The organism is Wolbachia endosymbiont (group A) of Lasioglossum fulvicorne, from assembly GCF_964028605.1.
Classification (GTDB): Bacteria; Pseudomonadota; Alphaproteobacteria; order Rickettsiales; family Anaplasmataceae; genus Wolbachia.
Map to the genome: position 1 here is coordinate 1,205,120 of NZ_OZ034798.1, position 14,673 is coordinate 1,219,792.

Sequence of the window (14,673 nt, forward strand, 5' to 3'; positions counted from 1 at the left end):
AAAAACATTTAGACAAATAGCTAAAGGTGATATTCCGGCACATCATCACTATCCCAAGATAAGCTTTTTTCACTTTTAGACTCCGCTTCAGTTAGTCAAGAGCCTGGTCCACCGCTTGAAGACGATGAGCTACTTCTTGATCGACTACTACTTTCTATTAATATACTGTCTAGCACTGTTTCAGATTGATCCATAGTTCGCATAGATATACTGCTATTACTGCTCATTCTGTTACTAGTGATAAAAATTTCTTCATCGCTATCGCCACTTGAAGATGATCGCCTTCTATCATTGAAATCTGTTAGTTCCAACACAGTAGCAGCATTACGACCCTTAACATATTTGTATGCTATGAATCCTACAATTCCAGCAATACTTATTATTGCTCCAACCAAAGACCCCCCTATCACTCCTGCCCTATTAGACTCTATAGCAAGTTGAGTAGGCTGTGGTGAAGAAGTAGGTTGAGGAAGTAAAGTCTTGGTAAATATAGGAGTTGTTGACTCTTTTGTTCTAGTACTTGGTATACTAAATACTGTTTGTATAGTTTTCTCTGAGTTTATTATTGGCACACTAGTTGACGTTGTAGCAACCGTGGTCGCTTGTGAAGTAGTTATTGTTGTTTTTGCTATTGTTGTTGGCTTCACTGTTACTGTACTTGTTTGAGTCGTTGACTCCGTTGAAGGTTTATTCATTGTAGAAGTAGGTGCAACGGCTTCCGTTGTTGGCTTCACTGTTACTGTACTTGTTTGAGTCGTTGATTCCGTTGAAGGTTTACTCATCGTAGAAGTCGACGCAACAGTCGCTGCTGTGGGTTTTACAGTACTTGTTTCAGTTTCCGAAGGCACACTGGTTGACATTGTAGCAACCGTGGTCGCTTGTGAAGTAGTAGTTGTTTTTGCTACTGTTGTTGGCTTTACTGTTACTGTACTTGTTTGAGTCGTTGAAGGTTTACTCATTGTAGAAGTAGGTGCAACGGTAGTTGATGCTTCTGTTGTTAATTTGGTAGTCTTCACAGTGTCGGTTTCTGCTGTACTAGCAATTGCAGCAGTCGGCGTTTTCTTAGAACCTGTACATGATCTCAAGAAAGGAATAAACTAAGAGATATAGCATTTCTCATAATAGTCCGAACAGGTCATAGGAAGGCAGAATCAACAGCACGACGAAAGGATTCGAATAGAGGAATGTTTTTCCTAGCTCTGTTTTTTATAGCAAACCAATGATGCTCAATTTTGTTGAAATCTGGAGAATACGGCGGCAGATACAAAATTTCTGCACCAACTCCTCTAGCAAGCTCGATAATCTTACCAGACTTATGAAAAGTAGCATTGTCAAGAATGACAGTCTGTCCAGGTTCCAAGATCGGTGTCAAAAATTGCTCAAACCATCCATTAAAAACATCCATATTACAGTGGCCTTCAAAGGTTAATGGAGCAACTATCTTTCTTCTACTTAAGGCTGCAACCATACTGATTCGTTGAGTTTTCTTTCCAGATTTTAGGCCATAAAACCGCTGTCCTTTCTGGCAATACCCATATGGATAGTCCTCTGTGTTATCAATGCCAGACTCATCTATATAAACTAAGTTTTCTGGTTCTTTTGTTGCTATAATTTTTAAGAACCTGTACATGATCTCAAGAAAGGAATAAACTAAGAGATAATATATATAAGTTAGGATATATGAGGAGTTTATACCCAAGTGATATAAGTCGGGAAAGATTTGAGATTATGTTACCAGATCTAGAGTCCTGTAGAAAAAAAACAAAACCAAGAAAACTTGATTTGTATGATGTATTTTGTGGAGTGTTATACGTTCTGAAAAGCGGTTGTCAGTGGAGAATGCTACCAAAAGAGTTTCCAAAATGGCGCAATTGTTACGACTATTTTAAGAAGTGGAGTGAAAAACCAGATGCAGATAAAGAAAGTGTTCTGGAGCTGGTGTTAAAAAAAAATAGTTGGCGTGGTCCGACAAAACAATGGTCGGAAAGAAAAAACCAGCTTCTGCATAATTGATGCACAGAGTGTAAAAAATGCAGATACTGCTGAAGAAAAAGGCTATGATGCAGGCAAAAAGATTTCAGGAATAAAACGCCATATTGCAGTAGATACGCAAGGTTTGCCCCATGCAATTTATAGCTCTTTTCATAGAAGTCCGGATGTGATAAGATAAGGATAGACGATGATAAGGAGGTTGAGTGCCAGCAGCATATAGTTATGACTTAAGGAAAAAAGCAATGGAAGCGCTAGAGGAGGGAGGAAGCAGAGAAACAGTGGCAGCAAGATTTAAAATTGGACGAACTACTTTATGGGAGTGGCAGCAAAGAAGAAAAGAAACAGGAGACTTTCAATCAAAAAAACTTGGAAATGGAGGTTACAATCACAAAATTACCGACTGGGATGCCTTTGCTAAATTTGCCAGAGAAAACGGAGGAAAGACTCTGTCGGAAATGGCTAAACTTTGGGGCAACGTTAGTATCCAAACGATCCACCGAGCTCTCAGAAAAATTGGATTTACGCGCAAAAAAAGACATATGGATACAAGGAAAGAAACGAAGAAAAACGTGCTGAATTCTTAAAAATTATAGCAACAAAAGAACCAGAAAACTTAGTTTATATAGATGAGTCTGGCATTGATAACACAGAGGACTATCCATATGGGTATTGCCAGAAAGGACAGCGGTTTTATGGCCTAAAATCTGGAAAGAAAACTCAACGAATCAGTATGGTTGCAGCCTTAAGTAGAAGAAAGATAGTTGCTCCATTAACCTTTGAAGGCCACTGTAATATGGATGTTTTTAATGGATGGTTTGAGCAATTTTTGACACCGATCTTGGAACCTGGACAGACTGTCATTCTTGACAATGCTACTTTTCATAAGTCTGGTAAGATTATCGAGCTTGCTAGAGGAGTTGGTGCAGAAATTTTGTATCTGCCGCCGTATTCTCCAGATTTCAACAAAATTGAGCATCATTGGTTTGCTATAAAAAACAGAGCTAGGAAAAACATTCCTCTATTCGAATCCTTTCGTCGTGCTGTTGATTCTGCCTTCCTATGACCTGTTCGGACTATTATGAGAAATACTATACCTAGTGATGTGAGAAAATTTTTAAATTTCTCTTCACCAGTTTCCTGTATCCATAAGTTTAATTGTTTACTCATAGTTTAACCTCATATTAATAAATATAGTTTATTATACACAACATTTATAATAAATGTCAAGAATGGTATATTTATAAATAATATACTATAATTTCTTAAGCATCTTTTTTAAAGTAGTTAGCTGTAGCTAAAATAATTGAGATTTACTAAAACAAACTTATGAAACAATTGAAGCTAGCGCATGACCAGATTTTGTTTAACTGGACCCTATAGCCAAGCCAAAAGAATTTACAAGTTGGGCAGTATGGGTAGTATGATACTGCAAAACGCTATTTCTCAAAAAACCAACAATTGCAATCATTGGTTCTACAGGTATAATCTGTTAAAGTTTACACGAGTCTCATGAATGATAGAAAAAGAAGAGCAGTTTAGTTTTACATCAGAAAACCTCAAGAAAGCAGGAAAGTTTATAGAGATGTATCCTAAAGGCAGAGAAGGTAGTGCTGTCATGCCTTTACTATATCTGGTTCAAGAGCAATGCGGATGGATTTCTGAATCTGCTATGCGTTATGTTGCTGATATGCTGCATATTCCACATATTCGTGTATATGAAGTGGCAAATTTTTACACCATGTATAATTTAAAACCAGTAGGCAAATATCTAATACAAATTTGTAGAACAACTCCTTGCTGGTTGTGCAATAGTGAAGAAGTTTTAAATACCTTTAAAAAGAAACTTGGAATCAATATCGGTGAGACTACTAAAGATAATTTGTTCACTTTAAAAGAAGTTGAATGCCTAGGTGCATGCGTTAATGCTCCCGTTGTGCAGATCAATAATGACTTCTATGAAAATCTTACTCCTGAGAAAGTAGAAAACATCATAACAGAACTTTCAGGCAAATAGATGAAAGAAGAATTTTCATTCAAGATAATCAAGCAATCAGGTTCTGCAAGAGTTGGAACAATTAAAACTCCAAATGGAAGCATAGAAACCCCCGCTTTTATATTCTGTGCAACAAAAGCTGCAATTAAAGCTGCAGATATTGAAAGAATAAGTGAAGCTGGTACCCAAATCATACTTTCCAACACCTATCACCTAATGCTTCAACCAGGAGAGAATACTGTTGCAAAACTTGGTGGTTTGCACAAGATGATGGGATGGAATGGGCCAATGCTAACTGACTCAGGTGGATATCAGATATTTAGCTTAGGCCACGGATCAGTTTCAGAAGAGATAAAAGGAATAAGAAAAAAACAAAAAACTTTGATCAAAATTAATGAGGATGGGGCAATTTTCCGTTCTTACATTAATGGTAAAACTTATTGCTTAACTCCTGAAAAATCTATACAAATTCAACAGAAATTAGGTGCAGATTTAATCCTAGTTTTAGATGAATGCACTCCATTTCACGTAAGCAAAGAATACACAGCAAAATCAATGCTCATGAGTCACAGATGGGCTGAACGTTCTTTAAATGAATTCGAAAAAAACAATAATGGCAAGCAGGCACTGTATGGAATTAGTCAAGGCGGAGTGTATCAAGATTTACGTAGAGAAAGTTGTGATTTTATCAACGATTTGCCATTTTTTGGTCAAGCAATAGGTGGATCACTTGGTCAAAGTAAAGAGCAGATGCATGATGTAGTTTCTTTCACTATGGACCACCTGAAAAAAGACAGGCCTACTCATTTGCTTGGTATTGGTGGAATTGTGGACATCTTTCGCGGAGTAGAGCTTGGAATTGACACGTTTGATTGCGTGCATCCAACCCGCTTAGCAAGGCATGGTGGCGCGCTTGTTAAAGTAAAAAACAGAAATTCTATTTCTTCAAAGTGCAAAGAACATATTAATTTGCGAAATCAACGATTTGAATTAGATGATAACCCAATTGAAAGTGACTGTCTATGTTTTACCTGCAGAAAACATTCAAGAGCTTATATACACCATTTACTGAAAGCTAAAGAGCTTCTGGCTTACACGCTCGTTACCATTCACAATGTTTTCTTTATGAATAAGCTGATGGAATCTATAAGACAAGCTATATTAGATGATAGGCTAGATCGGGAGAAAAATAATTGGATTAGTGAGATACCATTACACTGTGAATTATACACCTAGTTCATATTTTTTCTACGCTTATTTTATATTCCCTAAAACAGAAAAAGCCTTCCTACTCCTTCTTCCTTGGCTAATCCATAGTTAGCGTCTTTTGCACATGTGCGTTGCATTTTTTAATCTTCTTTAAAAACTTGACAATACATGACAACACTGGTATGTTAGAAATATAGTTTTTGTGAGGTATTTATGGTTAACAATAAAGAAAAACATCAAATAGCGTTTTGCATTTCAGCCGTTACATTCTTAGCTGGGTTATCATTAATCGCAACTGCAATTGCAGTGGGTACCGTACCTGCTATAGCTACTTGTCCAGTGATAGGAGGAATTTTGACTGTCTTGTCTGGTGTGCAAGCAGTAGAAAGCTATTTATTTTTACGAAACAGCGAGAAAACTTTGAATAAACTGATGAGTAATATACGCGATGAACCAGAAAGCAAACTTTTTATAGAAAGGATTTTGCAACCATTCATTGAACTTTTTAGTGAGCCTAAGCAACATAATTAAAGTACACTAAGCTTTAAGCATAGAAACCACTTTATCGTAACTTGGCAATGATTCAATTTCTCCAATTGCAGCTAGAGTGGTTCTTTCATGCTGAGATAACAATTCTTTTGCTGCTTTTTTTACGTTAGCAGTGGTAACTGCACTAATTTTTTCTATTAATTCATTTTTACTGATGTACCTATTATAGTTACCGTAGTAGTGTCCCAATGTTTCAGCACGTGAGCTAACACTTTCGCGTGACATTAAAATTTGGGATTTTACTCGCTCTTTCACTCTATTTACTTCTTCTTCCTTCAGATCATCTGTAGACAACTTCTTCAACTCTGTCGTTATAGATTTTAAAAGCTTATCTAAGTTACTACTGTCTGTACCAGCAAAAATGGAAAACATTCCTGTATTAGTATAGCTGGAATTAAATGAATAAGCAGAGTAAGCTAATCCCTGCTTTTCCCTTACTTCCTGGAATAAACGTGATGACATTCCGCTCCCTAATATAGAATCAAGCACTTGAAACGTGTGATATTTATCGTCATGGCGAGAAACACTAGGTAGACCAATTAGCAAGTGTACCTGATCTAATTTACGATGTTCTAAATACTCACCACCAGTACAGCTCGCATTTTGGCTTTTTTTCAGCTTTTTAGAATGAATCTTTGAGAAAAAATCTTTGGTTAATGCAACAACTTCTTCATGTTCAACATTTCCTGCAACGGCAAATAGCATATTCTCACCAAAGTAATGCTCATTTATGTAATTATCTAGATCTCCTCGAGTAAAAGATTTTACAGTATCTTGCGTGCCTAAGATTGACCTGCCGAAAGGTTGGTCTTTATAAGCTGCCTCAAAATATTTGTCGAAAATAATGTCACTTGGTGAATCATTAGTTTGAAAAATCTCTTGTATTACAACACCCTTCTCACGTTCCAATTCATCTTCTGGAAACGTAGAATTCATCAATATATCTATTAATATATCAATACCAGTTTTTATGTCTTTCTTGAGGACTTTTGCATAATAGGTGGTGCTTTCCCTACCGGTGCTAGCGTTGAAAACTCCACCTATGTCATCAAAAGCTTTTGCAATTTCAAAGGCAGTTCTTGTCTTCGTCCCTTTGAAAGCCATGTGTTCTAAAAAATGGGATATTCCATTTTGCTTTGCACTTTCTGCTCTGCTGCCAACACCAACTCGTATGCTTAAAGCTACGGAATCAACATCACGCACCTGCTCAGTTATTATGCGCAGACCATTATCTAATTTTGTTACCTGGGGTATATTCATCTCATATATTCTTCTAAGTTCTCTTCTGCAAAATCCCAATTAATCAAATGATCAAGGAAAACTTTTATGTAGTCAATTCTACGGTTTTGACAATCTAAATAATAGGCGTGCTCCCACACATCCATAGTGAGTAGTGGCACTTGGCCATAAATTATTGGCAAATCTGCATTTGGAGTTTTGGTGATTTTGAGCTTCCCTAACCTACCTTTTTCGAGCACTAACCATACCCATCCACTGCCAAACTGGCTTACTCCATGACTCGAAAATTCTTCATAAAATTTATCAAAGCCACCGATATCGTCTTGAATTTTTTTTGCTAGAAGACTGCCATCTTTAGGCTTACCACCACCATTTTTTTTCATTGAATTCCAATAAAAAGTGTGATTCCAAACTTGTGCTGCGTTATTAAATATAGGCAAGTTGCCGCTATTACCATGCACTTTTGTTATTAATTCCTCAATTTTTACATGTTGATAATCCGTATTTTCAACTAGCTCGTTGAGTTTATTTAAATATCCTTTATGGTGCTTATCATAATGAAAATCTAAGGTTTTTGCAGATATATAAGGCTCCAAAGCTGTTTTATCGTATGGTAATTCAGGTAAAGCAAAACTCATAAAAACCTCTTTATTTCTAACCTACTTGGATGGTAGGGCAATATATGCTTTTGTGCAACATATAATTAATAGCTAAAACATTTAGGTATCTATTGCATTATTCTAAATTATACTACAATAACGATTATTATATAAGCCATAGAAACGGATTAAATGCAAAACTTACTTGACACCCTTCGCCAGCTCCCTTATCATGACAGTGAAGCTATTTATTTATCTTCGCAATCTGTGCAGGTTAATGACAAAAAACTTAGGGTATTTGGCGTCTCATGTTTAATTTTTCGCACTACGTGCGTCGCATGTCTTTAAAAATTTTTAGGTTTTTACCTATATAAGCCGAAACGCGCTTACAAAGCGTTTAAGACAGCAAAAAACGTCAAATTGATAAGGGAGAATTTGAATGCTAGCTACTACGGGGTTTCTTTGCCTTTTTTCCTGCTTAGTAAATTTCTTAAACACTTGCGGTGTAGGTTAGTTGCAAGTTAAAAGCAGCTAAATCGCTCTTAATCAAGCGTTTTAGAATAAAAAAAACGCCGATATTTTAGTACATAGTAAATAGCCAACCACCACGGGGCTTTTTTTGCCTTTTTTTTCATTTGGTAAATTTCTTAATGTTTATGGCTAAACGACAATCGTCATCCCGCTACTTGTTAGCGGGATCTAGAGATACCGCGAATGAATCGCGGTATGACGGTTCGCGGCGGCATGACGATAAGGTTTATACCTTGTCATCCCAGTGCTTGACACTGGGATCCAGTTTTCCATATAATCTCATCGAAAATGTTGTAACCACTTTCTGTGCTAGTTTGCTTGCCCACAAGCAAACTTTCCTGGATCCCAGTGTCTGGGCACTGGGATGACAAGAAGAGGGCACTGGGATGACAGGGGAAGGAGGCTACTTGGATGACACTATATAGGCTACTTAGAGGACCCAAAAAGGGTGTCATCCCAGTGCTTGACACTGGGATCCAGCCTTGCCGTAATCTCATCAAGAACGTTGTGTTTTAACATAAAACGGCTACTTTTATGCTTACCAACTTAATAAAATTCCTGGATCCCAGTGTCAAGCACTGGGATGACATCATAGGAACACTGGAATGACACCATAGGGGCACTGCCGTCATAAAGGAACCAGTGTCAGCTACTTGGATGACAGCTAGCCTAACAACCGTCATCCCGCTGCTTGTTAGCGGGATCTAGAGATACCGCGGCGGTATGACAAGGGAGAACAGTTGCATTCCTGCACAATTTATTCTCATGACAAAAACGTCTTAACTTTCTCTCTACTTTTTCTGGGCAAGGTCACTAATTGACATGGTATCTTGTTAAAATATTTTTTGAAAAAATGGATTGAATTATAGGTAGATTTGGCTATTATTTGTAAGAACCTGTACATGATCTCAAGAAAGGAATAAACTAAGAGATAATATATATAAGTTAGGATATATGAGGAGTTTATACCCAAGTGATATAAGTCGGGAAAGATTTGAGATTATGTTACCAGATCTAGAGTCCTGTAGAAAAAAAACAAAACCAAGGAAACTTGATTTGTATGATGTATTTTGTGGAGTGTTATACGTTCTGAAAAGCGGTTGTCAGTGGAGAATGCTACCAAAAGAGTTTCCAAAATGGCGCAATTGTTACGACTATTTTAAGAAGTGGAGTGAAAAACCAGATGCAGATAAAGAAAGTGTTCTGGAGCTGGTGTTAAAAAAAAATAGTTGGCGTGGTCCGACAAAACAATGGTCGGAAAGAAAAAACCAGCTTCTGCATAATTGATGCACAGAGTGTAAAAAATGCAGATACTGCTGAAGAAAAAGGCTATGATGCAGGCAAAAAGATTTCAGGAATAAAACGCCATATTGCAGTAGATACGCAAGGTTTGCCCCATGCAATTTATATAACAACAGCAGAGATAACTGACCGTAGCAGTGCTGTGAGAATGGTCGAAAATGCAAAAGAAAACCTCTCGGGAGTTAAAAATGTACTGGTTGATGCAGGCTATACTGGAGAGAATTTTGCAACTCAAATAAAAACGATTATTGGTGCAACCGTTGAAGTGATAAAAAGAAATGAATTACATTCCTTTGTTGTATTGCCCAAAAGATGGGTTGTGGAGCGATCTTTTGCTTGGTTAGAAAAATGTAGAAGATTGTGGAAAAATTGTGAGCGAAAACTCAATACTAGCCTACAAATGGTCGTTCTGGCTTTCACTGCCTTACTTCTGAAAAGATTATGAACAGGCTCTTAGAACCTGTACATGATCTCAAGAAAGGAATAAACTAAGAGATAATATATATAAGTTAGGATATATGAGGAGTTTATACCCAAGTGATATAAGTCGGGAAAGATTTGAGATTATGTTACCAGATCTAGAGTCCTGTAGAAAAAAAACAAAACCAAGGAAACTTGATTTGTATGATGTATTTTGTGGAGTGTTATACGTTCTGAAAAGCGGTTGTCAGTGGAGAATGCTACCAAAAGAGTTTCCAAAATGGCGCAATTGTTACGACTATTTTAAGAAGTGGAGTGAAAAACCAGATGCAGATAAAGAAAGTGTTCTGGAGCTGGTGTTAAAAAAAAATAGTTGGCGTGGTCCGACAAAACAATGGTCGGAAAGAAAAAACCAGCTTCTACATAATTGATGCACAGAGTGTAAAAAATGCAGATACTGCTGAAGAAAAAGGCTATGATGCAGGCAAAAAGATTTCAGGAATAAAACGCCATATTGCAGTAGATACGCAAGGTTTGCCCCATGCAATTTATATAACAACAGCAGAGATAACTGACCGTAGCAGTGCTGTGAGAATGGTCGAAAATGCAAAAGAAAACCTCTCGGGAGTTAAAAATGTACTGGTTGATGCAGGCTATAATGGAGAGAATTTTGCAACTCAAATAAAAACGATTATTGGTGCAACCGTTGAAGTGATAAAAAGAAATGAATTACATTCCTTTGTTGTATTGCCCAAAAGATGGGTTGTGGAGCGATCTTTTGCTTGGTTAGAAAAATGTAGAAGATTGTGGAAAAATTGTGAGCGAAAACTCAATACTAGCCTACAAATGGTCGTTCTGGCTTTCACTGCCTTACTTCTGAAAAGATTATGAACAGGCTCTTAGCCGCTAACACGTAGCAGGATGACGGTTGTCAGGCCAGCGCCCCTATGATGTCATCCCAGTGCCCAGACACTGGGATCCAGGAAACTTATAGCTCTTTTCATAGAAGTCCGGATGTGATAAGATAAGGATAGACGATGATAAGGAGGTTGAGTGCCAGCAGCATATAGTTATGACTTAAGGAAAAAAGCAATGGAAGCGCTAGAGGAGGGAGGAAGCAGAGAAACAGTGGCAGCGAGATTTAAAATTGGACGAACTACTTTATGGGAGTGGCAGCAAAGAAGAAAAGAAACAGGAGACTTTCAATCAAAAAAACTTGGAAATGGAGGTTACAATCACAAAATTACCGACTGGGATGCCTTTGCTAAATTTGCCAGAGAAAACGGAGGAAAGACTCTGTCGGAAATGGCTAAACTTTGGGGCAACGTTAGTATCCAAACGATCCACCGAGCTCTCAGAAAAATTGGATTTACGCGCAAAAAAAGACATATGGATACAAGGAAAGAAACGAAGAAAAACGTGCTGAATTCTTAAAAATTATAGCAACAAAAGAACCAGAAAACTTAGTTTATATAGATGAGTCTGGCATTGATAACACAGAGGACTATCCATATGGGTATTGCCAGAAAGGACAGCGGTTTTATGGCCTAAAATCTGGAAAGAAAACTCAACGAATCAGTATGGTTGCAGCCTTAAGTAGAAGAAAGATAGTTGCTCCATTAACCTTTGAAGGCCACTGTAATATGGATGTTTTTAATGGATGGTTTGAGCAATTTTTGACACCGATCTTGGAACCTGGACAGACTGTCATTCTTGACAATGCTACTTTTCATAAGTCTGGTAAGATTATCGAGCTTGCTAGAGGAGTTGGTGCAGAAATTTTGTATCTGCCGCCGTATTCTCCAGATTTCAACAAAATTGAGCATCATTGGTTTGCTATAAAAAACAGAGCTAGGAAAAACATTCCTCTATTCGAATCCTTTCGTCGTGCTGTTGATTCTGCCTTCCTATGACCTGTTCGGACTATTATGAGAAATGCTATAATTTCAACCAAGTGGCTGCATAATAAAGGCTAGATCCCAGTGTCACGCACTGGGATGACATCATAGGGGCGCTGGAATGACATCACAGGAGCACTGGAATGACACCATTTTCGGTCTCTTAAATTGCTTTAGCCACAAACATTAAGAAATTTACCAAATGAAAAAAAAGGCAAAAGAAGCCCCGTGGTGGTTGGCTATTTACTATGTACTAAAATATCGGCGTTTTTTTTATTCTAAAACGCTTGATTAAGAGCGATTTAGCTGCTTTTAACTTGCAACTAACCTACACCGCAAGTGTTTAAGAAATTTACTAAGCAGGAAAAAAGGCAAAGAAACCCCGTAGTAGCTAGCATTCAAATTCTCCCTTGTCAATTTGACGTTTTTTGCTGTCTTAAACGCTTTGTAAGCGCGTTTCGGCTTATATAGGTAAAAACCTAAAAATTTTTAAAGACATGCGATGCACGTAGTGCGAAAAATTAAACATGAGACGCCAAATACCCTAAGTTTTTTGTCATTAACCTGCACAGATTGCGAAGATAAATAAATAGCTTCAGTTTCATGATAAGTGGGCTGGCGAAGGGTGTCAAGTAAGTTTTTTCGTTTCTATTCCCAATAAAAGTTCGTTATATGGTTATGCAAGAAGTTTAATACTCATAGTTTCAAGCATATACTGAAATATCTCATTAGCAATTGCAACATCTTGGCGTGGGGCTTTGCCGTGTTCTATAAACACAGAGATTGCATAGCGCGGGTTATGGTAAGGGCCATAGGCGATAAATAACTTATGACTTTCGCCCTTAGAGTTTATTTCTGGTGTACCGGTTTTGCCGGCAATTTGTATACCGCTTAACCCTTTTTTATAGGTTCCAGTTTTAGAATTCACCACGTCAAACATAGCTTTTCGAACTATGCTAAGATGCTCACAATCCACATCAATATCGGGAAAATCTTGTATTGTTTCATTCATCTTAATGCAGGGAATTACCTCTTTTCCTGTTGCAATCCTCGCTGAAAGAACTGCAAGCTGTAGTGGTGTTGTAAGCATATACCCTTGTCCTATAACTAAGTTGATAGTGTCACCTAAATACCACTCTGAATACAGCTTTCGTGTACGCCAATCTCTATCTGGCAACAACCCTGGAGCTTCTTCTTTAAACGTTCCAATCAGTGGCCCACTTCCAATACCAAATTTTCTGGCCATTTCTACTAGAGAGTCTACACTTATTTTTTTCCCTATATTATAAAAGTAAGTGTTGCATGATAATGCCATTGCTTCATTTAAAGATACAGATCCATGGACTTTGCTTTTCAGGCAACGAAATTTCCGCTCACCTATTTTCATATAGCCCTTACACGAGAATTTTTCTTCTGGTGTGATTATTCCGTCTTTTAAACCTGCAAGCGCAACTATTACTTTAAATATTGAACCAGGTGGAATTTGATATGATAACGCGCGATTCACGAGCGGCAATGAAGGAGCATTCAAGCTCTCCCAAGTCTCATTTGATAGTCTGCTTGCAAAAAGATTATTATCGTAAGAAGGTGAATTATATAGTGCTAAAATTTCTCCGTTACTTACATCAATTACCACTGCGGAGCCTTGGTGATCTTTAAATACCTCTGCGGTTTTCTCTTGCAGATTAATATCAATTGTCAGTTGTACATCTTGTCCGTCTTGTTGTGGTATGCTTGATAATTCTTTTATGACGCGTTTTTTAGAATTTATTTCCTGCTCAGATTTTCCTGACTTGCCTTTCAATATATGATCATATGTATATTCAATACCGCTGATTCCTACTTCGCTTATGCCTTGCTGTCTTTTTGTATATCCGATTACATGAGAACACATTGAACCAAACGGGTAATAACGTTTATAAAGAGCAGTTACTTTTGTTTCTGACGATTTTGCTATTTTAGACTCAACTTCTGATAATGTCTGCAAATCAACTTCCTTACCAGAACCATCAAACAAAACAACATACGAAATTTTGTTTATCGCAAGTTCAACGCTATTCCTATCTAAAATTTTGCCCCGCTTAGGCATAATAGTAGCAACTCTTATTCTATTACTATTAGATAGTGCTTCGTACTTTTGTCTGTTTCGTATTTGTAAATTATATAACCTGCAACTAAAAACCGCGGAAATGGTAAGCTGAATACCACCTAATATGAATGCTCTGCGGTTAAAGACTTTGTTTTTTGTCCACATAACATTCCTTCAAAACGCACTTTTTCCCCTCTTTTATTGTTACACTTCTGGCTTTTACCGTATTACAAACCCTTTTTTCCCACTCACTTAAGGTCACAAACTTATAACCTGATTTTTTTAGTATTTTAATAATATGAGGTAAAGCTTCAATTGTGTTTGACCTGTTATTGTGATCATGAAACAGTATAACTGCTCCATTATGTACATTACTTAAAACTCTTTCAACTAAAGTTTCTGGCTTATCACCTTGCCAATCTAGCGAATCAACTGTCCATAATATTGAATACATATTTAATTGATCAGCATTTTCAATCAGATTATCGTCATAACATCCATATGGCGGACGAAACCATTTTACATCTTGTTTTATTGCATTTTTAATTGCTGTATTTGTCTTTTCCAATTCTTGCAATTGTTCCTCACTTGAAAGTGATGTCAACTTCCTATGCGACCAAGAGTGATTGCCTAACTCATGACCTGATTCATGAATTTTCTTTACTATTTCAGACGTTTTTTCATTTATACGTTCACCAAGCACAAAAAATGTTGCTTTTGCTTCATAGCTTTCCAGAACATTAATAATATCGTTTATTCTATTGTTGGAAGGCCCATCATCAAACGTAAGCGCAACAAACTTATCGTCGTTATTCAACAATTTTTTTATATTACTTAAATTTCTATATGATA

The 14,673-nt window shown here is 37.1% G+C and carries 12 protein-coding genes and 2 pseudogenes; 8 read left to right on the plus strand and 6 right to left on the minus strand.

Annotated features, from left to right (window positions below; genetic code table 11):
- Positions 1-95 precede the first annotated feature (95 nt).
- Positions 96-1,016 carry a hypothetical protein gene (locus tag ABWU71_RS06730; RefSeq protein WP_353284345.1) on the minus strand — a complete coding sequence of 307 codons (921 nt, stop codon included), beginning with the start codon at positions 1,014-1,016 and terminating at the stop codon, positions 96-98.
- Between the two features lie 119 nt (positions 1,017-1,135).
- Positions 1,136-1,621 (minus strand): annotated as a pseudogene (locus ABWU71_RS06735) (IS630 family transposase); the annotation flags it as partial.
- 59 nt (positions 1,622-1,680) lie between these two features.
- Between ABWU71_RS06735 and ABWU71_RS06740 the strand changes: the two are divergent.
- The 5 genes and pseudogenes from ABWU71_RS06740 to ABWU71_RS06760 form a co-directional block, all read left to right on the plus strand.
- Positions 1,681-2,131: pseudogene (locus ABWU71_RS06740) on the plus strand (IS5 family transposase); the annotation flags it as partial.
- A 64-nt stretch (positions 2,132-2,195) separates the two neighbouring features.
- A protein-coding gene (locus ABWU71_RS06745) for an IS630 family transposase (protein ID WP_353284076.1) occupies positions 2,196-3,055 on the plus strand; the annotation gives its coding sequence in 2 pieces (ribosomal slippage) (positions 2,196-2,520 and positions 2,520-3,055; 861 coding nt in all).
- A 450-nt stretch (positions 3,056-3,505) separates the two neighbouring features.
- Positions 3,506-4,006: an NADH-quinone oxidoreductase subunit NuoE gene (nuoE, locus tag ABWU71_RS06750; protein WP_353284346.1), complete on the plus strand. Its 501-nt coding sequence runs from the start codon at positions 3,506-3,508 to the stop codon at positions 4,004-4,006.
- Complete coding sequence (tgt, locus tag ABWU71_RS06755) at positions 4,007-5,221, plus strand: tRNA guanosine(34) transglycosylase Tgt (protein ID WP_353284347.1); 1,215 nt, start codon at positions 4,007-4,009, stop codon at positions 5,219-5,221.
- Positions 5,222-5,407: 186 nt separating this feature from the next.
- Positions 5,408-5,725: a hypothetical protein gene (locus tag ABWU71_RS06760; protein ID WP_353284348.1), complete on the plus strand. Its 318-nt coding sequence runs from the start codon at positions 5,408-5,410 to the stop codon at positions 5,723-5,725.
- Between the two features lie 6 nt (positions 5,726-5,731).
- Here ABWU71_RS06760 and ABWU71_RS06765 read toward each other — a convergent pair whose 3' ends face one another.
- Entirely contained in the window at positions 5,732-7,003 is a 1,272-nt protein-coding gene (locus ABWU71_RS06765) for a M16 family metallopeptidase (protein ID WP_353284349.1), read from the minus strand.
- Positions 7,000-7,620 (minus strand): superoxide dismutase, encoded by a 621-nt coding sequence (locus ABWU71_RS06770; protein WP_353284350.1) that lies wholly within the window; start codon positions 7,618-7,620, stop codon positions 7,000-7,002. The genes ABWU71_RS06765 and ABWU71_RS06770 overlap by 4 nt, the downstream gene beginning before the upstream one ends.
- A gap of 1,446 nt (positions 7,621-9,066) precedes the next feature.
- Between ABWU71_RS06770 and ABWU71_RS06775 the strand changes: the two genes are divergently transcribed.
- From ABWU71_RS06775 to ABWU71_RS06785, 3 genes are all read left to right on the plus strand, one after another.
- Positions 9,067-9,859, plus strand: a protein-coding gene (locus ABWU71_RS06775; protein ID WP_265023453.1) for an IS5 family transposase whose coding sequence is annotated in 2 segments (ribosomal slippage) — positions 9,067-9,330 and positions 9,332-9,859 — 792 coding nt in all. Because the reading frame shifts where the segments join, the coding sequence is not laid out codon by codon here.
- A gap of 73 nt (positions 9,860-9,932) precedes the next feature.
- Positions 9,933-10,725 (plus strand): IS5 family transposase gene (locus ABWU71_RS06780; RefSeq protein ID WP_353284116.1). Its coding sequence is split into 2 segments (ribosomal slippage): positions 9,933-10,196 and positions 10,198-10,725, totalling 792 coding nucleotides; the frame shifts between segments, so codons are not numbered across the junction.
- A 162-nt stretch (positions 10,726-10,887) separates the two neighbouring features.
- A protein-coding gene (locus ABWU71_RS06785) for an IS630 family transposase (RefSeq protein ID WP_353284076.1) occupies positions 10,888-11,747 on the plus strand; the annotation gives its coding sequence in 2 pieces (ribosomal slippage) (positions 10,888-11,212 and positions 11,212-11,747; 861 coding nt in all).
- A gap of 661 nt (positions 11,748-12,408) precedes the next feature.
- Here ABWU71_RS06785 and ABWU71_RS06790 read toward each other — a convergent pair.
- A complete protein-coding gene (locus ABWU71_RS06790; RefSeq protein ID WP_353284351.1) occupies positions 12,409-13,986 on the minus strand; it encodes a penicillin-binding transpeptidase domain-containing protein in 1,578 nt (525 codons plus the stop codon).
- A complete protein-coding gene (locus ABWU71_RS06795) occupies positions 13,961-14,641 on the minus strand; it encodes a polysaccharide deacetylase family protein (RefSeq protein ID WP_353284352.1) in 681 nt (226 codons plus the stop codon). Before ABWU71_RS06795 ends, ABWU71_RS06790 begins: the two co-directional genes overlap by 26 nt.
- Between the last annotated feature and the right edge of the window lie 32 nt (positions 14,642-14,673).

Coding starts and splice junctions, on each gene's coding strand:
- ABWU71_RS06765 (WP_353284349.1), bottom strand. CDS start 7,003: ATGAATATACCCCAGGTAACAAAATTAGATAATGGTCTGCGCATAATA.
- ABWU71_RS06760 (WP_353284348.1), top strand. CDS start 5,408: ATGGTTAACAATAAAGAAAAACATCAAATAGCGTTTTGCATTTCAGCC.
- ABWU71_RS06790 (WP_353284351.1), bottom strand. CDS start 13,986: ATGTGGACAAAAAACAAAGTCTTTAACCGCAGAGCATTCATATTAGGT.
- nuoE (WP_353284346.1), top strand. CDS start 3,506: ATGATAGAAAAAGAAGAGCAGTTTAGTTTTACATCAGAAAACCTCAAG.
- tgt (WP_353284347.1), top strand. CDS start 4,007: ATGAAAGAAGAATTTTCATTCAAGATAATCAAGCAATCAGGTTCTGCA.
- ABWU71_RS06770 (WP_353284350.1), bottom strand. CDS start 7,620: ATGAGTTTTGCTTTACCTGAATTACCATACGATAAAACAGCTTTGGAG.